This is a genomic window from Sutterella megalosphaeroides, from assembly GCF_003609995.1.
GTDB classification, from domain to species: Bacteria; Pseudomonadota; Gammaproteobacteria; order Burkholderiales; family Burkholderiaceae_F; genus Sutterella; species Sutterella megalosphaeroides.
In genome coordinates this window covers 2,365,783-2,387,883 of sequence record NZ_AP018786.1, presented here as the reverse complement: position 1 = coordinate 2,387,883, position 22,101 = coordinate 2,365,783, and the positions used below count along the sequence as shown (strand labels likewise).

Here is a 22,101-nt window from a genome sequence, read left to right as displayed (position 1 = left end):
GAGAGGTCTCAGGACCTCGATTTTACTTCTCGCCCTCGGCGCGATCACCGCGATGCGGTTCGTGTTCGCGGTGCGTGCGGATGCGCGTCGTATGCCAGCGGGCGCCTTCGCGCAGGGGACGGGCGGGGTGCTCGGTGCGGGGCAGACCGCCGCTCGGCGAGAGTTCGCCGTAGGCCGGGGTGTGACCCTTGAGGAAGTTCGACTCGTAGTCGTCGAGCACGCGTCCCACGACCTTCGAGAGCCCGATCAGAGCGATCACGTTCGGAATCACCATGAGGCCGTTGAAGAGGTCGGCGAGTTCCCAGACGAGGTTCACGTGCAGGAAGGAGCCGAGCATGAGGAAGCAGAGCACGATCACGCGGTAGGTCGAAACCCAGCGGTTGCCGAAGAGGTACTTCACGTTCTGTTCGGCAAAGAAGTACCAGCCGATGATGGTCGTGAACGCGAAGAAGAGAAGGCAGACCGCAACGAAGCCGTTGCCGATCGGCCCGAGGCCGACTTCGAAAGCCTTCTGCGTGAGCGAGATGCCCGTCGTCTTGCCGTCCAGGACGCCCGTCGTGAGAATCACGAAGGCCGTCATGTTGAGGACGATGAACGTGTCGACGAAAAGACCGACGAGCGCGGCAAGACCCTGTTCGCCCGGGTGACGCACCTTGGCGATGGCGTGCGCGTGCGGGGTCGAACCCATACCGGCTTCGTTCGAGAAGAGGCCGCGGGCCACGCCGTAGCGGATGGCTTCCTTCACGCCCGCGCCGATCACGCCGCCCGTAGCGGCCACCGGGTCGAAGGCGCCGACGATGATCGACTTGAGGGCGCTCCAGAACATGTCGCCGTGACCGACGATGATCGTGAGCGAACCGATGATGTAGACGAGCGCCATGATCGGCACCATCTTTTCAGCGAAGCTCGCGATGCGGCGGATGCCGCCGATGAAGATGAAGCCCGCGAGCGCGAAAAGGAGGATGCCTGTCAGCCACACTGGAACGCCGAAGGCGGTCTGGAAGGCGTCCGCAACGGAGTTCGCCTGCACCATGTTGCCGATGAAGCCGAGCGCGATGATGATCGCCACCGCGAAGAAGGCGGCAAGCGGCTTGTTGCCGAGACCCTGACTGATGTAGAAGGCCGGGCCCCCGAGGATGTGCCCGTGCGCGTCGCGCGAGCGGTAGACCTGCCCGAGGAGCGCTTCGGCGAAAATCGTCGCCATGCCGAAGAAGGCCGCAAGCCACATCCAGAAGATGGCGCCCGGGCCGCCCATGGCCATGGCGGTTGCAACACCCGCGAGGTTGCCCGTGCCGACCTGAGCGGCGATGGCGGTCGCGAGCGACTGGAAGGAGGACATGCCGTCCTTGTCGGCGTGCTTGCCGAAGAGCGTGATGCCGCCGAAGACGTGCTTCATGGCCATGCCGAAGCGACGGATCTGAACAAGGCGGAGCTTCAGGGTGAAATAAATGCCCGTGCCAACGAGCAGGGGTATGAGACAGTAGACGCCCCAGAGCAGACTGTTGATGCTCCGGACGATCTCGGTAAACTCGTCCATGTTGTGTTCTCCATGTGCGAGGCTCTCCACCCGGGGGAGAGGGAGCCCTCGGTTTTTGATTTCTACGCACGGTACGAACGAAGGGGCCTCACAAGCCCCTTTGCGTTCTCGAGCACTTTCACCACCCGACCGAAAATTCATTCTACGGTGACAATTACAGTCGGCAACAAAATACAATCCCGCAAATGAGGTATGTTCGGCTGCGGGCGGCGCACAAAACTGTCCGTCGCCCGTTCCGAATAGGCAAAATGCCGTAATCATCACGGGCGCACGGTTTTCCCGTCGCGCCGACCATCGAAAGGAAAGTCGAATGCTTCGCACGTTCATGCGCATCGGGTTGTATCTGGTTTTTGCGGCGATCATCCTCTGGGGGCTCGTCTCGGCGGCAAGCCTCGTGATGCGGTTTTGTTTCTGACGGGGCGACTCCCCGGCGGGAGTCGTAGAATTTCGGCCTGAAGCGCGTTGACTTTTCGAGACGACGCACCTTCGGTCGATTTTTGCCGCACTTTCCCCGTACTCACATGCCGCTGCGCTCTTTCGCGTCGTTTTCGACTCTTGTCTCCGCGCCCGCCCGCGCGGGCGCCGTCCTTTCCTCATTCGTTCTCGGGACGACGGTCGCTGCTGCGCCTGCTCATACGGCTCACGCGCGCGACGCCGGCGAGGCGCTCGATCTTGTGATCCTGCACGTCAACGACACGCACGCCTTTGCGGCGGGTGTGACGCCGCGGGGCGTCGCCTGCGACCGCGACGAGGCGTGTTTCGGCGGCTACGCACGCATCGCGCGTGCGGTTGGGGACGCGAAAGCCGCGGCCGACAACGTCATTGCGCTTGATGCGGGCGACCGCTGGCAGGGGACGCTCCTTTTCAGCACGTCGGGCCCGAACCTCATCGCGTCGATGAGCCCCTTCATGCCCTGGGACGCGGTCACGCTCGGGAACCACGAGTTCGACCTCGGTTGCCGGGCTCTGGCCGACTTCATCGAGCAGGAGCCGTTTCCCGTTTTGGCCGCCAACCTGCAGCCCGAGAAGGGCTGCGCGCTTTCGGACCTGAAGCTTCCGGGCTACGTCGTCAAAACGATCCGCGGCGTCAAGGTCGGGATCGTGGGGCTTGCGAACGACGAGGTCGTCGCGATTTCGAAAGCCTGTCCCGAGACCCGGTTCGACGACGAAGCCGAGGCCGCGCGCCGTGCGGTCGAAGCCTTGAAGCGCGAAGGCGTCGAAATCGTCGTTGCGATCACGCACGAAGGCTACCCCGAGGATCGGGCGCTTGCGCGCGCGGTCGACGGGATCGACGTCATCGTGGGCGGTCATACGCACAGTCTTCTCGGCGACCAGGAAGACGCCGAAGGTCCCTACCCGACGGTGGAACATTCGCCTTCGGGCGATCCGGTACTCGTCGTGCAGGCGAAGCGCTCGACCGAATACCTCGGGCGCCTGGAAGTGCGCTTCGAAGCGGGCCGTGCGGTCGCGTGGTCGGGGGCGCCCGTTCGGCTTGCGCCCGAAATGCCGCGCGACGCGCGCCTCGAAGCCGAAGTGCGGCGCGCCGCGGAAAAGCTGCGGGAGTTGCGCGAAACGCCCGTCGCCCGCAACGCCAACCGCTACGCCGACGGGATCGATTCGTGCCGTCGGGGAGAGTGCCTCTCGGGGTTGCTCACGGCGGACGCCATCCTCACGTTCGGACGTCCCTACGGCGTTGAAATTGCGCTTGTGAACGGCGGCGCCATACGCTCGTCCCTTCCGGTCGGCAAGGTCGATCGGGGGTCGATCCAGGAAATTCATCCCTTCGGCAACACGATCGCCGTCGTCGAAATCGACGGTCGCGGGATTCTCGCCGCGCTTGAGCACGGTCTCTCGGATGAGGACGTGGAGGGACCGCGCCTCATGCAGCCCGCGGGCCTGCGCTATCGGGTCGATCCCGAAAAGCCCGTCGGCTCGCGGTTGCTTGCAGCCGAGGTGCGCGACGCGCAGGGAGTCTGGCAGCCGCTCGATCCCAACAAACACTACCGCGTGGCGCTTCTCCAATACATCGCGGACGGGGGCGACGACTTCGCGATGTTCGCCGCGGCGCGGCACATCCCCGTGAACGACGCGCTCGACGCGGATGTGGTCACTCACTATCTTGAATCGCTCGGTGACATACCGATGCCCGAAACGGGACGCATTGTGGGGTACGGTCCCGACAAGCTCTGAGGCCGGAAAGCCGGGCGGTCAGAAGGTTTTCGGCGCGCGAGAGAGAATCGTCGCGACGTCTTCGGGGAGCGCGGTTTTTACGCCGAGCCGCGCGAGTTTCTTTCCCGCGCGCAGAACGAGCTTGTCTTTCGTCACGAGCCCGAGCGCTCGGGCGGCGGCCGCAAGGTCCAGAAACTTCTGATCGAGCGGATCGCGGCAGAGGATGCGCTTTTCGACGAGCTTTCGGCCCGCTTCCTCGACGAGCACTTCGGGAACGGGGAGAGCCGTTTTACACCAGGCCTCAAGGAGCGCACTCACCGCGTCGAACTCCAGCCCGAATCGGGGACGGTCGAGCACTTCGGCCAACTCCCGCACGGACGCGCGGTCGCGAACGGGAACGAGCCGCCCGGCGTCGATTGCCGAGCGTAGTTCGACCGAACGGGGATCCTTCCAGTAGTAGAGGTCAAGCAGCACGTTCGTGTCGACGACAAGCGCCGCGCCGCGGGTGCTGCGGGAAAAGTCGTCGAACGCGTCTCCGGCACGCGTGCCGTCGGCGACACAAGCGGAATCGGTCGGGAGAATCGGATCCCGGGCGAACAGTCGGGCGAGGTGAGCCTCGCGCGCTTCGGAAAGCGGCATTGTGGGTAGCGGTGAAAGAAAAACGAAAGGCCGTCATCCTACCACGGACCGTTTACCCGGGAGCCTCGTTTCGGAGCGCGCAAGCGCCCGAGGCGCCTCCGCGCAAAAGTGCAAACCCGCGTAACCACCGACCCATAAGGCTTGAAATCTCTGATATTTTTAGGGTTCCGACTCTTCGAGAGTTCCGCATCGGACTCTTGAGGAGGCTTTCCCGGTCCGCCCTTCGGACGGTGCGGACGTCAACCTATTAAAGTGAATGGACTTTTTGTTTGATCCGGCGCTCTGGGCCGGTCTTCTCACCCTCATCGTGCTCGAGGTCGTCCTCGGCATCGACAATCTCGTTTTCGTCGCGATTCTCGCGAAAAAACTTCCTGCAAGCCAACAGAATCGAGCGGTTTATACCGGGCTCACGATGGCGCTTTTCATGCGCATCGGGCTCCTTTCGATCATGTCCTGGCTCGTGAGCCTGACGAATCCGCTTTTCAGCGTGTTCGGCCATCCCTTCTCTGCGCGCGATCTCATTCTCATCGCGGGCGGCGTGTTCCTTCTCTTCAAGGCGACGATGGAACTCCACGAACGCCTCGAAGCGCGTCCGCACGCGGAAAATTCCGGTTCGGCCCGCGCGGGCTTCTGGATGGTGATCGCGCAGATTCTCCTTCTCGACGCGGTCTTCTCGCTCGACTCCATCATCACGGCGGTCGGCATGGTCGACGAACTCGCCATCATGGTGACGGCCGTGATCGTGGCCATGATCGTCATGATCGCCGCGAGCCGCCCGCTCACGCAGTTCGTCAACAAGCATCCGACGGTCGTGGTGCTCTGTTTGTCGTTCCTCCTCATGATCGGCTTCAGCCTTGTGGCCGAAGGGCTCGGGTTCCACATCCCGAAGGGTTACCTCTACGCGGCGATCGGCTTCTCGATCATGATCGAAGCCTTCAACCAGGTGGCGAACCGCAATTCGACGAAGCACCTGATGCGCGTTCCCTTCCGCGAACGCACGACCCACGCGATCGTTCGCCTCATGAGTTCGAGTAAGGACGAAGAAGCGCCGACGATGGCCGAACAAATGGCCCCGCAGACGCACTCCTTCGGCGACGACGAACGGCATATGGTCGAGGGCGTTCTGACGCTTGCGGACCGCTCGATCAAGACGATCATGACGCCGCGCTCCGACATCGCCTGGCTCAATCTTCGTAAGCCCATGGACGAGCTCGCCGAGCAGATCCGCACGATGCCCCACGGCGCCTTCCCGGTCTGCGACGGTACGCTAGAGAACGTCGTCGGCTACGTCAAAGCCAAGCACATGATCCGCGAAGAGATGACGACAGAGAAGCTGCGCGCGATCGCCGAGACGCGTCCCGTCATCACGGTGCCCGAAACGATCACGGTGATCCGCCTGATGCGCGACATCAAGAAAACGCGCGCGCCGCTCGTGCTCGTTGCGGACGAATTCGGCGTGATCCAGGGGCTCGCGACCTCGCACGACATTCTCGAAGCGATTGCCGGGGACTTTCCCGACGAAGGCGACCGCGCCGCGATGGTCGCCTCGGGCGAAAACGTCTGGATCGCCGACGGCACGACCGACCTCATGACGGTCGAGCAGACCGTGGACGTGACGGGTTTGGTCGACCATGAAGGCGACTACGTCACGGTGGCGGGCCTCCTCTTGGAGCACTTCGGCTGCATGCCGAAAACGGGCGACACAATCGTCATCCGAGGGCTTGTCTTCGAAGTGCTGCAGCTCGAACGCAACCGCATTGCGTCGGTGCGCATCACGAAGCCTCTGCCTGAGGTCGAGCCCGCCGAATAAGCGATCGGCAAGGCCGAAGGCAAAACGAGCGCGGTGCTTCCAAATTTTCGGTGGGCACCGCAGCTCGAAAAAAGAAACACCCCGAGCGTCCTTGACGGGACTTCGGGGTGTTCGTTTTCGGGTGCGTCGAGGGGGCTCTGCCCGAGACGCCCCTCGAAATGTTCTCGCAGCCTTATCGCTCGAGGATCGGGCGAACGGCTTCGAGTTCGCCGAGCAGTTCCTCTTTCGTGCGATCGAGCCGCATGCGCGCGTCGTCGTCCAAGCCGATCCCCTGGATGATCTCGTAGTCGCCCCCGCGGCACACGCAAGGGAAGCCGAAAACGAGCCCTTCGGGGATGCCGTAGGAGCCGTCGGACGGCACCCCCATCGTCACCCATTCGCCCGCAGACCCCAAAGCCCAGTCGCGCATGTGGTCGATCGCGGCCGCGGCGGCCGAGGCCGCGGAACTCGCACCGCGGGCCTGCAGGACGGCCGAACCGCGTCGGGCGACGGTCGGGATGAAGTCGTTTTCGACCCAGTCGGGTTCGACGAGGTCGAGCGCCCGCATGCCGTTGATGCGCGCGTGCGTGAGGTCGGGGAACATGGTCGGGGAGTGGTTGCCCCAAACCGTCACCTGGTGGACCTGATGAACGGGCGCGCCCGTCTTTTCGGCGAGCATCGCGCGGGCGCGGTTTTGGTCAAGGCGCAAAAGCGCCGAGAAGCACTTCGAAGAAAGAGAGGGAGCGCTCTTCGCGGCGATCGCGGCATTGGTGTTGCAGGGGTTGCCGACGACGAGCACCTTGACGGAACGCTTCGCCACGGCGTCGAGCGCTTTGCCGTGCTCGCGGAAGATGGCGGCGTTGGCCTGCAGGAGGTCGGCGCGTTCCATCCCGGGTCCCCGGGGACGGGCTCCGAAAAGGAGCGCGTAGTCGGCGTCGCGGAAAGCTTCTTTCGGGTCCGTGGTCGAGCTCATGCCCGCAAGGAGCGGGAAAGCGCAGTCGGCGAGCTCCATCATGAGCCCTTTGAGACTCGAGCGACTCGTCGGATTGTCGCGCTCGAGCAGTCGAAGATGAACGGGCTGATCGTGCCCGAGCATGGCACCTGCGGCAATGCGGAAAACGGCGGCGTAGCCGATTTGCCCCGCGGGCCCCGTAACGGTAACGCAAACGGGAGGTTTCACAAGGTTCTCCTCGTGGTATGGGCCCGGGCTCGGACGGCGTCGCAGGCGTCGCTCGGAGGACGGGCTCGTCAGGAAAAAATCGAACATTCGAAGCAAAGAGTGTACCGTTTGCCGCACGGTTCGTCCAAATCCGACGGCATCCCCGGGCCCCAAGCGCATCGCCCGCCCGCATCCCCTCCGTGCCGCCCGGATCGAAGTTCGCGACGGAAGGGAAAACCCGCGGGCGCGCGTCGAGCCGAAAGCGTAGGATGAGGCGGTTTGCGCGCGGGCCTCCGACCGAGGGGCCGCACGCGTTTTTCGGCTTCTTTTCGGCTCGGACGCCCGCGCGCCCGATACTCACGCTCATGACCGATCCGCATTCTTCGCCTTCGACCCCCGATTCCGTCTCGTCCTTCCCGACCGAGGCCGTTCTTACGTTGAACGACGGTCGCGCCCCCATTCGTCTCAACGTGATTCGCGGCACCGAGGGCGCCCCCGCCATCGACACCTCGGCGCTCTACAAAACCGAGCACCTCACGACCTACGACCCGGGCTTTCAGAGTACGGCCGCATGCCGAAGCGCCGTGAGTTTCGTCGACGGCGAAGCCGGGCGCCTCACCTACCGCGGTTATCCGATCGAGGAACTCGCCGCGCGGTGCGACTTTTTGCAGGTGGCGGCGCTCTTGCTCAAAGGCGAGCTGCCGGGCGCGGAGGAAATGCGGGAATTCCGAAGCCGCATCGTGCACCACACGATGGTGCATCAGCAGGTGTCGCTTCTTCTCAACGGTTTTCGTCGCGACGCGCACCCGATGTCGATTCTCGTCGGGCTGATCGGGGCCCTGGCCGCCTTCTATCCGCTCGATCCTGCGATGAGCGAACAGGAGCAGCACCGCGAGGCCGCGCTCATGATGATCGCGAAAATGCCCACGCTCGTTGCGATGAGCTACCGCTACTCGATGGGCTGGCCCCTCGAATACCCGGACAACCGGCTTTCCTACGCGGCGAACTTTTTGAAGATGATGTTCGCGCTCCCCGTTGAACCCTACGAGCCGAAGCCCGCCGCCGTCAAAGCGGTCGACACGCTCTTCATTCTTCACGCCGAGCACGAACAAAACGCCTCCACCTCGACCGTGCGTCTGTGCGCGAGCGCGGGCGCAAATCCCTACCAGGCGGTGGCGGCGGGGGTGGCGTGTCTTTCGGGGCCGCGCCACGGGGGTGCGAACGAAAGCGCGTTGCGGATGCTCGAAAGCCTGCGCGCGGCGGGCGGCGTCAAGGCGATTCCCGACTTCATTCGTCGCGTCAAAGCGAAAGAAACGCGGCTCATCGGGTTCGGGCACCGGGTCTACAAACACTACGACCCCCGCGCCCGGATCATCCGCAACATCTGTCACGAGCTGATCGACGAACTCGGGCTGCGCGACGATCCGACCTACGCGCTTGCGCTCGAACTCGAACGGATTGCGTTGGAGGACGACTATTTCATCGAACGGCACCTTTACCCCAACGTCGACTTCTATTCCGGGATCGTGCAGCGGGCGATAGGCATTCCGACGCCGCTCTTTACGGCGATTTTCGCCATTGCGCGCACCGTCGGCTGGTTCGCGCAGAAAAACGAACTCCTTGAGTCCAACGACTTGCGCCTGGCGCGTCCCCGTCAGGTCTATACGGGTTCGCCCCTGCGGCACCTCCCCGAGACGCTGCCCTGAGAAAGGCTCAAGCGTCGCAGATTCCTTTGGGATCGCGCCGAGCAAGCACGATTCCGTGCGCGACACGCTGTCGGTCGACGTAAAGGTGCCGTCCCTTTTTGTCGAGAAGCCCTTCGCGCACGGCGTCCGACAGGAGTCGGCTCGTCATTTCGCGCGTGGCGTGCACGATCGTCGCCAGGTCCGATACCGTTACGTCGAAGGGTAGCGGCACGAACCCCGCTTCGGGCTCTTCCGGGGCGCCGCCCGCGCGCATCAGAACTTCGAGAAGGACGAGGAGCCGCACGCCGACGGGCAGAAGGTCGTTCACGATGACGCCTTCGAGCTGGTTTTCGGACTTGCGCACGCAATTCTGTAGCATGCGGATATGGAGTTCGGGCTTTGCTTCAACGGCGGCGAGGAAATCCCCGATCGGAAGGCTCCGTGCCGAGACGCGCGTGAGCGTCCGCGCGTCGAGCGGCATCCCGCGCGAGCCGCGCCCGAGCGCGCGCACCGCACCGAGAATCGTGTGCGGTCCGAAAAGCCCCACCGCGCGGCGGTAATCCGCCGCCCGTCCGGGAAGCGTCGCGACGAGCCCGGATTCGATGAGAAAGACCAGTTGCTTCTCTCCGAAAAAGATGCTTTCGCCCCGCTCGAACACGACGGGCGTGCCGTGTTCGAGCAAAAACGCAACGGCCTCGGGTTCGTCGGGCGGCACGAGCCACGGGATGGAACCGTACACGCAGGGAAAGACGTCGAGGGAGATTTCGGTCATGGCGGCGTAGGAAGAAGCGGACACGAACGGAGAACGGGCGACCGGAAAACGGGATGGCAGGTTGGATGAACGCATTTGTTGCCGAATAAACCGAACGTTTTCAGTCGCTCACATTGTGCACGAGTCCCTCTCTCAACGCCACAATGAAAACCCCGCAAACCGGGGCGGGTTACGGGGTTTTCGGGGGCTGGGGGTGGAATTGCGGGGGAGGACGTTCCGACCGTATGGCCGGAACGTCTCTCTGCCGGAATCAGCGGCCCGCTTCGATGGCGGCGATCGCGTGTTCGGCCGCAACGCGCCCCGACGTCATGGCAAAGGACGAGGCAGAACCTTCGCAACGCAGGTCGTAGGACGAGTCGTAGAGACCGCCGATGTCCTGGCCCACGACGTAGAGGTTGCGGATCACGTCGCCCTGCGGATTCTTCGCTTCGAAGGCGGGCGTCACGGTCACGCCGCCCAACGTCAGGAAGAAGGCGCGGATGCCCTTGAGCGCGTAGTAGGGACCTTTCTTCAAGTTGAATTTGACAAGGTGTTCCTTCTTGCGACCGAATTCGGGGTCGACGCCCTTTTCGGCGTAGCTGTTGACCTTCTTCATCGTGTCCATGAGGTTTTCGGGCGGCACGCCGATTTGCTGCGCGAGCTCTTCGATCGTGTCGGCCTTGAAGGCCCATCCGCGTTCGCGACCGATTTCCCAGGTCTTCGGAAGGGCCTTAAGCGGCACGTCCGCGAGCACGATTGCGTTGAAGGGCAGAACAGCCCCCTTCTGAATCATGCGATCCATCTTTTCCTGGTCGAAGATCGTGTAGAGGACGCCGCCCGCGCTCGTCATGGCGTTGTAGACGTCGACGAAGACCGAACCGCGCGATTCGTTGAAGAAGCGGCGACCCGTGTGATCGACCCAGAGCCAGGGTTGAGCAAGAGCGCAGCGACCCTGCTTGAGTTCGTCCGGGCCCGAGAACTGGTTGATCGGGGGCACGTCGGGGAGGTACGGCGCGTTCCCGGCAACCGTGTGCATGCCCGCCACGCCCGCACCGACGAGCTGAGCCATCTTGATGCCGTCGCCCGTGCGGCCGTCGACCACCGGGCCGCGGAGCCAAATCGGTTCGACCATGCCGAGCGCGGACGAATCGAAGACGTGTTGCGCGAGCATTTCCTTGTTGGCGGCAAAGCCGCCCGTGGCGATGATCACCTTCTTCGCACGGATGATGAGCTTGTCGCCCTTCGCGTTAACGGCTTCAACGCCGCAGACGGCGCCGTTTTCGACGACGAGCTTCTGAGCGGTCGTCTGCGTGAGGATTTCGCCGCCGCGCGCCTTGATGTTGTCGATGAAGCGACGAATCACTTCGGCCGCACCGCCCTTGAAGAGGTGCCAGGTCATGAGCGATTCGCTCTTGTCGTACATCGTGCGAATGCCGCGGAATTCGACGCCCATGTCCTGAATTTCGTCGATCGTGCGCTGCGATTCTTCAATGAGAACGCGAAGCACGGCCGGGTCGCACCGGTAGTGGTGGTACTGAAGCGCCGCGTCGAGCACCTGCTGCACGGTCGTTTTGATCCCGTGCTCCTTCTGGTAGCGGGTGTTGACGCCGAGCGACCCTTCGGGGAAGAGCCCGGCGCCCCCGAGGAACTGGAGCTTTTCGAGAACGAGGGGCTTCACGCCCTTGTTGACGGCGGCGTTCGCGGCGGCAAGACCCCCGAGACCGCCCCCGATGATGACGAGATCGATCTCTTTTTTCTGCACCGCGGCCTGCGCCGTGGAGGCGCCCGTCATACCCGAAACGGCGGCGGCCGCAGCGGCCGAGCCCAAGAACTGACGACGATTGAGCATCTCTTTCTCCTTTGAAAACCGAGCCTTTTGCTCGTGAGGGCGGAAAGCGTCGGGTGGTCGTCCCGGGGGCTTCCCCGCCCGTTCGAACGGTCGAAATTCATTCTCGGAAAAAGCGCTTCGCGCATCCGTGATGCGGATCACATTTCGGGGTTTTTCCTCGGGGGCCGATCAACGTTCGATCGAGCCCCGATCGGGGCTCATCAGGCCTCATCAAGCTTCATCACGCCGGATTGCCGTCGGAGACCTTCCACGCGAGGACGGGCCAGCCGCGCTTCAGACCCTCGGCGCGGATCGTGGGATCGGGATTCACGAGCGCGCAGCCGCCCGCGTGCAGAGCCAGCGGCAGGTCGTTGCGGCTGTCCGTGAAGAAAAAGACGTCGGCGGGCGTCACGGGCGGAAGCGCCCCTTCGGACGATCCTTCGGTGAAGTACCCCTCGCCGTTCTTCTTTTCAAGCCACTCGGCAAGACGCGCGATTTTCCCTTCCCGGAAGGAGGGCGTGCCGACGACTTCGTCCGTCGGGATGCCGTCCTTCGTTGCAAGGTCGATACCGATCGCTTCATGCACGCCGAGTCGCAGAGCAATCGGCTGCACGAGATAGGCGGCCGTTGCCGAGATGATCCCGATGTGCAAGCCCGCTGCGCGGGCTTCGGCGATGAGCGCGCGCCCTTCGGGATAGACGTTGGGGAGAATGCGTTCGGTGATGAAGCGCTCGATCAGCCGATCGAGCGCCTCGCGCGTGAGGCCTTCGAGAGCGGGCGCCATGTCGCGCAGGAATTCGCGGATGTCGAGCGTTCCCGCCCGGTAACGCTCGACCATGGAGCGGGTCGCGTTTCGGTACGCGGGATCCGTCACGGTGCCCGTCTCGTAGAGCCACTCGGTCCAGCATTGGGTCGAATCGCAGGCGATGAGCGTTTCGTCGAGGTCGAAAACGATGGCGCGGGGTTCGGCGCCCGACTGAAGGCGGAAGGGAAAGGCCATGATGCGGTGTTTCTCCGAAAAGATGTGCGGTGCCGGATCGGGTGTGAAAAGCGTCTCGGGCCGGTCTTTTCCCGAAAAACGCAAACGCGCGACACCCCGAAAAAGGGCGTTGCGCGTGATGGGATGCATTCCCCTCGACGCATCGAGGGGTTGAGGCTCATCGAACTTCGATCGCTCGAACGAGCGCGGGGAGTTCGGCCAGGTTGTTGACGACGTAGCGCGCGCCCGCACGGGCGAAGACCGCGCGGGTCTTTTCGCGGCAGGCTTCGCGCTCTTCTTCGTCGAGCGCGTCCCATTCGCGGCGGGAGAGCCCCATGACAGAGGAGCCTTCGACGACGCCGACGGGAATGACGCCCGCGGCGAGCGCTTCTTCGATGTCGGAGACGGTGTCGCCCGCCTTGAGAACGCGCGTGACGGACTTGACGCCGAGCACCTTCATGTTATTGAAGATCATGAAAGGCCAGGGTCGGCCGTAGCCGCCCGTATCTTCGGCCGTCATGACGGCGTCGGGCGCGTAGCCCGCAGCGCGCGCCGCGGGTTCGACGACGTCCATCATCGCACGGGTAAAGCCCGTCGTGCTCCCGATCTTGATGCCGAGCGCGCGCAGTTCGGCAACGCACTCGAGAAGCCCCGGCTTCGGATCGCAGTGTCGGTCGAGGACGGCCATGAGCGCGGGCTCGAACCGTTCGTAGACGGCTTGCGCGTCGGCTTCCGTCGGGTTCGCGCCCCGGACGCTGCGCCAGCGGTTCGCCACTTCGGGCATGGCGAGCATCGTGCGGATGTGGTCGATCTTGAGCATCCCCATCGGGGCGCGAGTTTCGTCTTCGGTCACGTCGACGCCGAACGTGCGGAAGGCTTCCTGAAAGGCGGAAACGGGCGAGAGGCTGCCGAAGTCGACCGTCGTGCCGGCCCAGTCGAAGATGACGCATTCAATGCGAGACATGTGTGATTCCTTGGTGTGTTATCGGGTTTCTTGCGGGGACGGAGCGCGTCAGGCGCGGTGCGAGGCCGTGTACTTCGAGAAGAGTTCGAGAATTGCTTCGACGTCTTCGGCGTGAATTTCACCGATGTTGCCGAGACGGAAGCTCGGGCGTTCGGTGAGCTTCCCGGGGTAGATCACATAGCCTTCGCGTTTGAGTGCCGCGTACATGTCGTCGAACGAAAAGTCGTCCGACGGGTAGAAGAAGGTCGTGATGATCGGCCCCTGGTGTTCGGGTGTCACGTAGGCCCTGAAGCCGAGCTTTTCCATCCCTTCGCGCAGACGGCGGTTCATTTCGGCGTAGCGCTTCCCGCGGGCGGCAACGCCCCCTTCGGCCTCGAGTTCGAGGAGCGCCTGATGGAAGGCCGCCACGACGTGCGTGGGCGAGGTGTAGCGCCACTTGCCGCCGTCTTTTTCCAGGGTTGCCCACTGGTCGTAGAGGTCGAGCGAAAGCGTGCGGGCGTTGCCCTTCGAGGCTTCGAGCACGGCTTTCTTCACGATGACGAAGGAAAAGCCCGGGACGCCCTGAATGCACTTGTTGGCCGAGGAGACGACAACGTCGAGGTCGAGCCCCGGGACGTCGATGTCGACGGCACCGAAGGAGCTCATCGCGTCGACGATCATCGTGCGGCCGGCCGCCTTCACGACGCGGGCGACCGACTCTATGTCGTTCAAAAGACCCGTCGTCGTTTCGTTGTGCACCATCGAAACCATCGTCACTTCGGGGTGCGCGGCAAGGTGCGCTTCGACCGCGGCGGTGTCGGGCGTTTCGGCCCAGTCGAATTCGAGCGCCGTGTGGGCGATCTTGTGACGGGCGAGGATTTCGCACATGCGCTTCGAGTAGGCGCCGTTGACGAGAACGAGCACATGATCGTTCGCACCGGGGAGCGAACTCAGCACGGATTCGACGCCGAACGTGCCCGAGCCCTGCATGAGGACCGCCGTGTAGTCGTCGCCCGCGTGCGCGATTTTGAGAAGACGCGCGCGGATGTCCTGCGTCATCGACTTGTAGTCGTCGTCCCAGGTGCAGCGGTCGACGAGCATCGCTTCGCGCACCGTGAGGGTGGTGGTGAGAGGGCCGGGGGTGAGGAGCTTGTAGGTGTTGGGGTCGCGGTTCGACATGGCGGTTGAAAAAGAAGAAAAGCGAATGAAAAGAAAAAATCGGAAAAAAGCGGCCCGGCGCGCGTGCGCCGGGCGGCACGGCTCCGTGAGGCGTTATTCGCCCTTCACGAGCTTCTGGTGCTTCTGAAGGAGTTCGACCGTGAGGGGTTCGGAGAAGCTCGCGGGATGCGCGGGCTTGTTGTCGGCCGTCACGGTTTCGCCCTTGTAGAGGGCAACCGGGTAGTAGGTGAGGAGTTCGGGGCGACCGAACTTCACGATCGTTTCAACCACCTTGCGGGCGTTGGGGTTGGTCTTCTCGCCCTTGTCGACCACGGCCGCGGCTTCGTAGAGCGTGAAATTCCCTTCCTTCGGGTCGACGTAGTCGACGGGGAGGCCCTTTGCTTTGTCGGCCACGGCCTGGTGGCGCAGCCCGAAGCCCACGGCCACTTCACCCGCGCGGATCTTCTTCAAGGGAGCGGACCCCGACTTTTCAAGATGCGCGCCCGCGTTCTTTTCGATCTGGCGGATGACGGCGGCACCCGCCTCTTCGCCCTTGGCGGCGATCATCGCCTGGGTCATCAGCCAGGAGGTAGAGGAACCGGTGATGTCGGGCACCGAGATGTGACCCGCATAGACGGGATCGGCGAGCTCTTCGATCGAGGTCGGGGCCTTGAGGCCGTCGGCCTTGAGCACTTCGGTGTTCACGAAGAGCGCCCCGCAGTTGCCGAGAATCGGCGCGTAGTAGTCGGGGACGGGCGAGAGCGTTTCAACGGCAAAGCCGAGAGGCGCAAACATCGACTTCTGCTTCTGGAGCGACTCGAGGTAGTACGTGCTGATCGTGACGACGTCGGCTTCGATCGCTTTGCCTTCGGCGACGAGCTTGCCGCCCAATTCCGAGGTGCCGAAGCCCTGCATCAGGTAGGCGCCCTTGAGACCGTTTTTGTCGAGGGCGTTTTTCATCGCCTGCTGAGCTTCTTCGTCGGCGTTCGTGTAGATGACGACGGGCGCGGCTTCGGCGGTTTTCGCGGCCGCTTCCGGGGCGTTCTTCGTCGTGTCGGTGTTGTTGCAGGCGGCCAGGCCCAAAACAACCGAAGCGAGGAGGGTCGTGCGGGCAACCGTGGAAAGCGTGGTCATGGTGCGTTGTTCCTTTTGAGGGGAAATGAGGGGTTTTCGAACGACGTGCGTTCGCGGTTTCGGGTTAGTGCGAGTGCCGGGCGGAACGTTCGGCCAGACGGTCGAGGATGAGTTTCGCGACGACGTTCGTGAGGAAAATGAGGAGCGACAGGACGAAGATCGCATCGAACCGTTCGTAGTACTGAAGCTCTTTGATCCGGGTCGTGAGCACCATCGTGCGGGTGCCCGTCAGGAAGACGATTGCCGAGATCGTCACCATCGAATTGATGAAGTACGTTTCGAACATCTGGATGAGCGTCGTTTTCGCGTTCGGCACGAGAATGCGCAGAACGCTCTTCATCCAGGAGTCGCCCATCAGCTGTGCGGTCGTCTCCCAGCGGGCGTTCATCTTCGAGAGTGCCGTCGTCGACATGAGGTAGGGCGTCGCGAGGAAGTGCACGAGGTTGGCGAGAATGAGAATGGCGAGCGAGTTTTGCAGAGGCGTCCCGCTGAAGGCGAAGAGGTAGCCGACGCCGAGCACCATGCCGGGCAGCGTCGAGGTGAGGATCGCAAAGCCGTCCATCGCCGTGCGGCAGCGCTCCGACAAATCCGATCGCGCCCGGATCATCCCGGCCGTGAACGCAACGAGCGTACCGATCGCGGCGGAAACGAGCGCCACGCCGATCGAGCGAAGGTAGAGGGGCCAGACGTCCCCTTCGAAGAGGACGCTCTTGACGTGCTCCAGGGTGAAGACGGGCTTGTAGGGCCAGAATTCGACGAACGGCACGACGAAGATCACCGCGAAGATCGACAGAAGCACGAACCCGATTGCGGCGAAATAGAGAAGACAGAGCGCGTCGCGCAGGCGGTTTTCCACGGGTGCCGCGTCGGAAATCTGGTTGTAGCGGAAGTTGAGCCGGTCGGCGCGCTTCAGAAGAAGCACGGCCGCAGCCGACGGAACGAGCATCGAAATCGCAATCACCGCACCCGCGCCAAAGTCGGGTACCGCGCCCATCATGGTCGAATAAAGCGCCGTGGCGATCACTTCGTATTCGCCCGCAATCGAAACGGGAATGCCGAAGTCGGTGAAGGCGAGAAAGAAGGCGAGTACGAACGCGGACACGCAGGCGCCGAGCGTCGGGCGAAGCGCCGTCTGCCAGAAGGTGCGTAAGGGCGAGTCGCCCATGACGCGCGAGACGATCACGAAGCGCCGGTCGACGTAGCGAAAGGCGTTGTAGAGAACGAGAAAGGCGGGCGGGAGCGTGTAAACGATATCCGTGATCAGAAGCCCCCAGAAGCCGTAAATCGAGAAAGGCAGCTGCCCCAGCAACTGGCTCACGAGCCCCATGCGGCCGAACGAATAAATGACCGCAAAGCCGTACGTGATCGAGGGAAGAAAAAGCGGCAGAAGGAGCACGACGTGCATCAGGCGCTTGACCTTCGGGTGAACGTTCGAAAACGTGAGCCCGTAGGCGGCGAAAAAGGCGATCACGGCCGAGCACAGGGCCGAGAGACCCGCGACGAGAAAGCTGTTGCCGATCATCTCCCGGAAGGAGGGTTTCGCAAGAAGCGTCGTCCAGTGCAAGAGCGTGAAGGCGCCGTCCTTCACGACGGACTGCCAGAAGACGGTGGCGATCGGGTAAAGGAGTGCGGCCCCGAGCAGAAGAACGATCGCCGCAAAGGCGATGCGGTACTCGATGCGGGCGCCCGAACGCGCGGAGCCCGACCCGAGAATTCCGGCAAAAGCGGTCGACATCGGGCTCTCCTTACATCGCTTCGGAGCGCAGCGCGGGCGCCTGGTTGAGGGCGGGCGTCGTGCGATGGCTCGTCCCGAAGAGGCGGAAGATGTTGTCGCGCTTGATCGTCAACTGCGAAAGGATGAAGCGGCGGATGAAGTCGTCTGCGGGGTTCGCCATGATTTCGACGGGCGAAGCGAACTGCGCGATCCGGCCTTCGTTGATGACGAGCACCTTGTCGGAGAGCGTGAGCGCTTCTTCGGGGTCGTGCGTCACGATGAGGGTCGTGAGTTCGAACTGACGGGCGATCGTTTTGATGCGGTCTTTGATCGACTCTTTGATGAGGCCGTCGAGGGCCGAGAGCGGTTCGTCAAGAAGCAGAAGGCGCGGCTTCATGACGAGCGTGCGCGCGAGCGCGACGCGCTGCTTCTGACCGCCCGAGAGCGAGTCGACGGACTGATCGAGGTGGCGCCGAAGCCCGAGGAGGTCGATCAGTTCGTCCACCTCCTCGGGGCTCGAACGGTCGGGGAAGTTTCTGAGACCGTACGTGATGTTTTCGCGGGCGTTAAGGTTCGGAAAGAGCGCGTAGTCCTGAAAGACGATGTTGAAGCCGCGCTTTTCCATCGGCACGTCGGTGAGGTCTTCGCCGTCGTAGACGAGACGCCCCGACGTGATGTCCGTGAGACCGAGAATGAGGTTGAGGAGCGTCGTTTTGCCGCAACCCGAGGGACCGAGGATCGAAACGATCTCGCCCTTGCGGATCGAGAGATTGACGTCGGCGAGAATCGTGCGGTCGGCGTAGCGCTTGGTGATGTTTTTGAGCTCGAGCATGGGTCGAAAGCGATGCGAAGATCGAGGGATGCGGTAAAACAGGGGCCATTATCGGGAGGCCTCGTGACAGAACCGTGACGGTTCGGTATCGGTTCGGTAATCCTTTCGTTAAGACGTCATGACGATTTCATGACGGGGCTTGAGATGCTTGTCGGGAGGTGTTGCGGCCCCTCGAAGCGCACGAACACGTACCGCGGGTGGTGTGCCGGAAAACCCGCACTGTGCGAAGATTGGGGAGAACTGAACCTTTCCGGGGACTTTCCGTTCGTCACGTTCGCAACGGAGCTCCCGGTGTCCGACGGTTCCTACAGGAGGGATTTCAAATGGACTTTGTTGAACTCGCCCGCACCCGCTACACGACGAAGCACTACAGCGGGAAAGCGATTCCGCGCGAAACGATGGAGAAGCTCTTCGAAGTGCTGCGCCTCGCGCCTTCGTCCGTGAATTCGCAGCCCTGGGTGTACTTCCACGCCCGCACGGCCGAGCAGAAGGAAAAGCTTCTTCCGGCGATTCTCGACTTCAACCGCGAGCGCGTGACGCTCGCGAGCGACGTGATCGTCTTTACGATCCGCGACGCGTACGACGAAGCGATGTTCAAGCGCGTGCTTGACAAGGAAATCGCCGACGGGCGCTACGCCGACGAAACGAAGATCGAAGGGCTCGACGCGGGGCGTCGCCACTTCGTCGGTCTGCACTCCGAAACGCCCGAGTCGCTCCACGCCTGGGAGCAGGCTCAGAGCTACATCGCGATGGGCTTTTTGCTTGCCGCCGCCGAAAGCTACGGCATCGACTCGACCGCGCTCGAAGGGATCGACTGCGCCGAACTCGATCGTATTCTCGACACGAAGTCGCAGGGCCTCAAGGTCGTTGCGGCCGTGAGTCTCGGGTACCGCGCCGAAAACGACTCGAACGCGACGCGTCCGAAGTCCCGTCTGGCGCTCACGGAAATCGTTCGCGAGGTGTAATCGATGAGCGACGTCGAAAACCTGTTGGCGCGCATGCGTTCGCGCTACACCGCGAAGCACTACGATCCGGCGCGTCGCATTCCCGACGATCGGCTCGACGCGCTTCTTGAAGTGTTGCGTCTTGCGCCCTCCTCGGTCAACATCCAGCCGTGGCACTTCTATGTCGTACGTTCGCCCGAAGCGAAGGCGCGCCTCATGCCTTCCGTGAAGGACTTCAACGCGGAGCGCGTGCGCGATGCCGATTGCGTGATCGTCTTTGCGATCGAAAAGGACCTCACGAACCCCGCGTACCTTGACCGCCTGCTCGAGGCGGAAAAGGCGGACGGGCGCTTCGCTCCGGGGACGGCCTTCGAAGACATCGACGCGCTGCGGCGCGGCGCCGTGCTCAACTACTGCCGTACCGAAGCATCGGGCGAGCGATGGGCCTCCGAGCAGGCGCACATCGCGCTCGGCTTTGCGACGCTCGCCGCGGCCGAACTCGGGATCGACTCGACCGTTTTGGGCGGACTCTTCTTCGATCGATTCGACGAAGACTTCGGTCTTCGTGCCGAAAAGCGCCGTTCGGTGGTCGCGCTCGCGCTCGGCTACCGTGCCGAAAACGACTCGAACGCCATGCGTCCGAAGAGCCGCTTCCCGAAGGATGCGGTCGTGACGATGCTTTGATGAAGTAAGTCGTCGCTTACTCTAAAAGCCCCGTTTTCCGAATGGATAGGAAAGCGGGGCTTTGTGTGTCGGCAGACGCCGCAAGGCGCCCGCCTATTCGCTTTGTTCCACGATTCCCTCGTTTTTTCACCACCACCAACCTCCTCAGGAGTTTTCATGAACGTCAAACTTCTCCTTTCCCTTGCCATGGGCGCGATGCTTTTGAGCGGCTGCTCGACCTACCGCTACATGCAACCCGTCGAAGCCGCCGCCGACGCGCCGGTCGCGCGCGTTGCTACGGCCGGCAAGAGCGTCGTCACCTTCTATCGCGCGAGCTATGTCGGGATGGCCATTTCCGCGCCGATCGCGTACGAGAAGGATGGGAAGGCCGAAACGATCGGCATTCTCGAATCGGGTCACAAGATCGAGCAGGTGCTGGAGCCTGGCGACTACGCGTTTGTGGTCGGCGGCGAAAGCTCGAACCTTTTGCGCGCCCGACTCGATCCGAACCGCCGCTACTACGTCTCCGTCTCGCCTCGACTCGGGCTCATGAAGGCGCGTTTCGCCTTCCGCCCGCTTTCCGCCGACGAATTGAAGAGCGGGCGCTTCATCAAAGACATCGAAGGCTGCAAGCTCGTCGAACCCAACGAAAGTCTGAACGTCTGGATCGCCGCGAACCAGCAAAGCATGGACGAGAAGCTTGAAAAAGCGATTCGTGCCTGGGAAGGAAACGGCAAGGCGGCGATTCTGGACGGAACCAACGCCGTCACGGAGCGCTACTGAGAGCGGCCTTGAAAGATCGGTGTAACTCGAGGTAATCGGCGTAAGCAAGCGCTCGCTTCGCTTGGCGAGCCCCGAGAAAAAACCTCCGGGAAACGCACCCGCAGGGGCGTCTTCCGGAGGTCGGATGGAATCGATGCCTATTTCCTCACCGACGGTCGACGATCGAAAGAGGCCCGAATTCGGGCCCTTTCGTCGTTTCGGGACGGGTGTCGGCCCTTCGATCAGAAGTTCCAGTTGATGCCGACCATGAGTTCGGAGGCGTCGTTTTCGTAGTCCGCGTCGGCGATGCTGCGCTTCACGAGGTCGCCCGAACCGAAGGAGGTGGTCGCGGCGACGTAGCCCCAAACGGTCTTCGCGAACTTGTATTCGTACGCGGCGGCAAGCACCGTCAGACGGTAGTCGGCGTCCTTGTTGTCGGCGAGTTCGCCGTCGAAGAACTGCACGCCGCCGATCACCTTGTGGGGACCCGTCACGTAATCGGTGCCGAGCAGGAGGCTCACGCCGTCGAAACCGCCCGAAATCCCGTCGATGTGTTCGGGAGTTTCGGCATCGGGATCGACGTAGAGATCGGAGGCGGCCACGCCCGCGGCGGAGGCCCAGCTCTTCTGGTACTGCACGCCCCAGAAGAGACGAGCGGACGGAACGAAGCGGAACCAGCCGCCCGTGCCGTAGAGCTGCGCGTCGTCGGTCACGGTCGTGCTCGTGTTGGCGCGCTGAACGTTCGCGAACGTAAAGCTCACGTAGAGGTTTTCGCCCGTGTAGTCCGTGGCGAGCGCGAGCGTGTGGTTGCGGTCCTGCCACTTTTCTTCATCCGAGGAGTCGCCCATCCCGTAGGTGGCGCCGACCTTCCAGCCGTTCCATTGAGGCGAAATCCAGGTGATGCCGTTGTTGATGCGGCTCGTGTTTGCGAAGGTCGAACCGATCGAGGCCTGCGAGTAGGAGGTGCCGAAGGGGTCGTACTTGATGAGGCCCATCGTATAGGGCGACACGGTCGACTGCACGGTACCCATGCGCCCGAGACCGAGTTCGCCATACGAGCCCTTGACGGCGAGAATCGAACGGCGGTTGAAGAGCTGACCTTCGGTGTCGAGCGACCCGTCGTCGAGTGTGAAGCCGTTTTCGAGGTACCCCTTCACTTCCATACCGTTTCCGAGGTCTTCCTTGATGTTGAGACCCACGCGGTTGTGGGCGCGGCCGCCCGAATTCAGCGTGAAGTCGTCCTTGCCGCCTTCCTGGTGGACGTACTTGAGGCCCGCGTCGACACGGCCGTAGATCTGAACGTCCGCGGCAAAGGCGGTTGCGGCGGTGCAAAGGAGCGCGGCGGCAGCGGCCGACGCGGTGAGCGTGCGATTCATTAGGATTCTCCTAAAAGGTTGAATTCCGGAAGGGGTTTCC

At 63.0% G+C, this 22,101-nt stretch carries 18 protein-coding genes; 6 read left to right on the top strand and 12 right to left on the bottom strand.

Annotation, left to right across the window (positions count from 1 at the left end):
• Window positions 1–22 precede the first annotated feature (22 nt).
• Window positions 23–1,537 carry an alanine/glycine:cation symporter family protein gene (locus S6FBBBH3_RS09440; RefSeq protein ID WP_120177505.1) on the bottom strand — a complete coding sequence of 505 codons (1,515 nt, stop codon included), beginning with the start codon at window positions 1,535–1,537 and terminating at the stop codon, window positions 23–25.
• Between the two features lie 521 nt (window positions 1,538–2,058).
• On the opposite strand from S6FBBBH3_RS09440, the gene S6FBBBH3_RS09435 reads away from it, so the two are divergent.
• Window positions 2,059–3,726, top strand: a complete 1,668-nt coding sequence (locus S6FBBBH3_RS09435; RefSeq protein WP_120177504.1) for a bifunctional metallophosphatase/5'-nucleotidase — start codon at window positions 2,059–2,061, stop codon at window positions 3,724–3,726.
• An 18-nt stretch (window positions 3,727–3,744) separates the two neighbouring features.
• Here the strand turns inward: S6FBBBH3_RS09435 and S6FBBBH3_RS09430 are convergent, their stop codons facing one another.
• On the bottom strand, window positions 3,745–4,344 hold the full coding sequence (locus tag S6FBBBH3_RS09430) for a PIN domain-containing protein (protein ID WP_120177503.1): 600 nt from the start codon (window positions 4,342–4,344) through the stop codon (window positions 3,745–3,747).
• A 256-nt stretch (window positions 4,345–4,600) separates the two neighbouring features.
• Here S6FBBBH3_RS09430 and S6FBBBH3_RS09425 point away from each other — a divergent pair, with 256 nt between their 5' ends.
• Entirely contained in the window at window positions 4,601–6,154 is a 1,554-nt protein-coding gene (locus S6FBBBH3_RS09425; RefSeq protein ID WP_120177502.1) for a TerC family protein, read from the top strand.
• Between the two features lie 172 nt (window positions 6,155–6,326).
• Here S6FBBBH3_RS09425 and S6FBBBH3_RS09420 read toward each other — a convergent pair whose 3' ends face one another.
• Window positions 6,327–7,313: a malate dehydrogenase gene (locus S6FBBBH3_RS09420; protein ID WP_120177501.1), complete on the bottom strand. Its 987-nt coding sequence runs from the start codon at window positions 7,311–7,313 to the stop codon at window positions 6,327–6,329.
• 344 nt (window positions 7,314–7,657) lie between these two features.
• Between S6FBBBH3_RS09420 and S6FBBBH3_RS09415 the strand changes: the two genes are divergently transcribed.
• Window positions 7,658–8,998: a citrate synthase gene (locus S6FBBBH3_RS09415; RefSeq protein ID WP_120177889.1), complete on the top strand. Its 1,341-nt coding sequence runs from the start codon at window positions 7,658–7,660 to the stop codon at window positions 8,996–8,998.
• A gap of 7 nt (window positions 8,999–9,005) precedes the next feature.
• On the opposite strand, the gene S6FBBBH3_RS09410 is transcribed toward S6FBBBH3_RS09415, so the two are convergent.
• The 8 genes from S6FBBBH3_RS09410 to S6FBBBH3_RS09375 all read right to left on the bottom strand — a co-directional run bounded on the left by S6FBBBH3_RS09410 (window position 9,006) and on the right by S6FBBBH3_RS09375 (window position 18,316).
• Window positions 9,006–9,773, bottom strand: a complete 768-nt coding sequence (locus tag S6FBBBH3_RS09410) for a Crp/Fnr family transcriptional regulator (RefSeq protein ID WP_123957694.1) — start codon at window positions 9,771–9,773, stop codon at window positions 9,006–9,008.
• A gap of 226 nt (window positions 9,774–9,999) precedes the next feature.
• Window positions 10,000–11,577 (bottom strand): FAD-dependent oxidoreductase, encoded by a 1,578-nt coding sequence (locus S6FBBBH3_RS09405; RefSeq protein ID WP_120177499.1) that lies wholly within the window; start codon window positions 11,575–11,577, stop codon window positions 10,000–10,002.
• A gap of 220 nt (window positions 11,578–11,797) precedes the next feature.
• Complete coding sequence (locus S6FBBBH3_RS09400; RefSeq protein ID WP_170143907.1) at window positions 11,798–12,556, bottom strand: HAD family hydrolase; 759 nt, start codon at window positions 12,554–12,556, stop codon at window positions 11,798–11,800.
• Window positions 12,557–12,713: 157 nt separating this feature from the next.
• Window positions 12,714–13,499: a phosphonoacetaldehyde hydrolase gene (gene phnX, locus S6FBBBH3_RS09395; protein ID WP_120177497.1), complete on the bottom strand. Its 786-nt coding sequence runs from the start codon at window positions 13,497–13,499 to the stop codon at window positions 12,714–12,716.
• 48 nt (window positions 13,500–13,547) lie between these two features.
• On the bottom strand, window positions 13,548–14,657 hold the full coding sequence (gene phnW / locus S6FBBBH3_RS09390) for a 2-aminoethylphosphonate--pyruvate transaminase (protein ID WP_120177496.1): 1,110 nt from the start codon (window positions 14,655–14,657) through the stop codon (window positions 13,548–13,550).
• Between the two features lie 93 nt (window positions 14,658–14,750).
• Window positions 14,751–15,770, bottom strand: a complete 1,020-nt coding sequence (locus S6FBBBH3_RS09385) for an ABC transporter substrate-binding protein (RefSeq protein WP_120177495.1) — start codon at window positions 15,768–15,770, stop codon at window positions 14,751–14,753.
• A gap of 64 nt (window positions 15,771–15,834) precedes the next feature.
• A complete protein-coding gene (locus S6FBBBH3_RS09380; protein WP_120177494.1) occupies window positions 15,835–17,505 on the bottom strand; it encodes an ABC transporter permease subunit in 1,671 nt (556 codons plus the stop codon).
• Between the two features lie 10 nt (window positions 17,506–17,515).
• Window positions 17,516–18,316 carry an ABC transporter ATP-binding protein gene (locus tag S6FBBBH3_RS09375; RefSeq protein WP_120177493.1) on the bottom strand — a complete coding sequence of 267 codons (801 nt, stop codon included), beginning with the start codon at window positions 18,314–18,316 and terminating at the stop codon, window positions 17,516–17,518.
• Between the two features lie 323 nt (window positions 18,317–18,639).
• On the opposite strand from S6FBBBH3_RS09375, the gene S6FBBBH3_RS09370 reads away from it, so the two are divergent.
• The 3 genes from S6FBBBH3_RS09370 (at window position 18,640) to S6FBBBH3_RS09360 (ending at window position 20,706) form a co-directional block, all read left to right on the top strand.
• The gene (locus S6FBBBH3_RS09370) at window positions 18,640–19,281 is read left to right on the top strand and encodes a nitroreductase family protein (RefSeq protein ID WP_120177492.1); all 642 of its coding nucleotides are present in this window, start codon (window positions 18,640–18,642) and stop codon (window positions 19,279–19,281) included.
• A 3-nt stretch (window positions 19,282–19,284) separates the two neighbouring features.
• Window positions 19,285–19,944, top strand: coding sequence for a nitroreductase family protein (locus S6FBBBH3_RS09365; RefSeq protein ID WP_120177491.1), 660 nt, complete (start codon window positions 19,285–19,287; stop codon window positions 19,942–19,944).
• A 156-nt stretch (window positions 19,945–20,100) separates the two neighbouring features.
• Entirely contained in the window at window positions 20,101–20,706 is a 606-nt protein-coding gene (locus S6FBBBH3_RS09360) for a hypothetical protein (RefSeq protein WP_120177490.1), read from the top strand.
• Between the two features lie 221 nt (window positions 20,707–20,927).
• On the opposite strand, the gene S6FBBBH3_RS09355 is transcribed toward S6FBBBH3_RS09360, so the two are convergent.
• Window positions 20,928–22,061: a porin gene (locus S6FBBBH3_RS09355; protein WP_120177489.1), complete on the bottom strand. Its 1,134-nt coding sequence runs from the start codon at window positions 22,059–22,061 to the stop codon at window positions 20,928–20,930.
• Window positions 22,062–22,101 lie beyond the last annotated feature (40 nt).

What these genes read in the sequence shown, in the direction of transcription:
- S6FBBBH3_RS09360 (WP_120177490.1), top strand. Translation starts at nt 20,101, where the DNA reads ATGAACGTCAAACTTCTCCTTTCCCTTGCCATGGGCGCGATGCTTTTG.
- S6FBBBH3_RS09440 (WP_120177505.1), bottom strand. Translation starts at nt 1,537, where the DNA reads ATGGACGAGTTTACCGAGATCGTCCGGAGCATCAACAGTCTGCTCTGG.
- phnX (WP_120177497.1), bottom strand. Translation starts at nt 13,499, where the DNA reads ATGTCTCGCATTGAATGCGTCATCTTCGACTGGGCCGGCACGACGGTC.
- S6FBBBH3_RS09380 (WP_120177494.1), bottom strand. Translation starts at nt 17,505, where the DNA reads ATGTCGACCGCTTTTGCCGGAATTCTCGGGTCGGGCTCCGCGCGTTCG.
- S6FBBBH3_RS09430 (WP_120177503.1), bottom strand. Translation starts at nt 4,344, where the DNA reads ATGCCGCTTTCCGAAGCGCGCGAGGCTCACCTCGCCCGACTGTTCGCC.
- S6FBBBH3_RS09370 (WP_120177492.1), top strand. Translation starts at nt 18,640, where the DNA reads ATGGACTTTGTTGAACTCGCCCGCACCCGCTACACGACGAAGCACTAC.
- S6FBBBH3_RS09405 (WP_120177499.1), bottom strand. Translation starts at nt 11,577, where the DNA reads ATGCTCAATCGTCGTCAGTTCTTGGGCTCGGCCGCTGCGGCCGCCGCC.
- S6FBBBH3_RS09400 (WP_170143907.1), bottom strand. Translation starts at nt 12,556, where the DNA reads ATGGCCTTTCCCTTCCGCCTTCAGTCGGGCGCCGAACCCCGCGCCATC.
- S6FBBBH3_RS09385 (WP_120177495.1), bottom strand. Translation starts at nt 15,770, where the DNA reads ATGACCACGCTTTCCACGGTTGCCCGCACGACCCTCCTCGCTTCGGTT.
- S6FBBBH3_RS09415 (WP_120177889.1), top strand. Translation starts at nt 7,658, where the DNA reads ATGACCGATCCGCATTCTTCGCCTTCGACCCCCGATTCCGTCTCGTCC.
- S6FBBBH3_RS09365 (WP_120177491.1), top strand. Translation starts at nt 19,285, where the DNA reads ATGAGCGACGTCGAAAACCTGTTGGCGCGCATGCGTTCGCGCTACACC.
- S6FBBBH3_RS09425 (WP_120177502.1), top strand. Translation starts at nt 4,601, where the DNA reads ATGGACTTTTTGTTTGATCCGGCGCTCTGGGCCGGTCTTCTCACCCTC.
- S6FBBBH3_RS09375 (WP_120177493.1), bottom strand. Translation starts at nt 18,316, where the DNA reads ATGCTCGAGCTCAAAAACATCACCAAGCGCTACGCCGACCGCACGATT.
- S6FBBBH3_RS09435 (WP_120177504.1), top strand. Translation starts at nt 2,059, where the DNA reads ATGCCGCTGCGCTCTTTCGCGTCGTTTTCGACTCTTGTCTCCGCGCCC.
- phnW (WP_120177496.1), bottom strand. Translation starts at nt 14,657, where the DNA reads ATGTCGAACCGCGACCCCAACACCTACAAGCTCCTCACCCCCGGCCCT.
- S6FBBBH3_RS09355 (WP_120177489.1), bottom strand. Translation starts at nt 22,061, where the DNA reads ATGAATCGCACGCTCACCGCGTCGGCCGCTGCCGCCGCGCTCCTTTGC.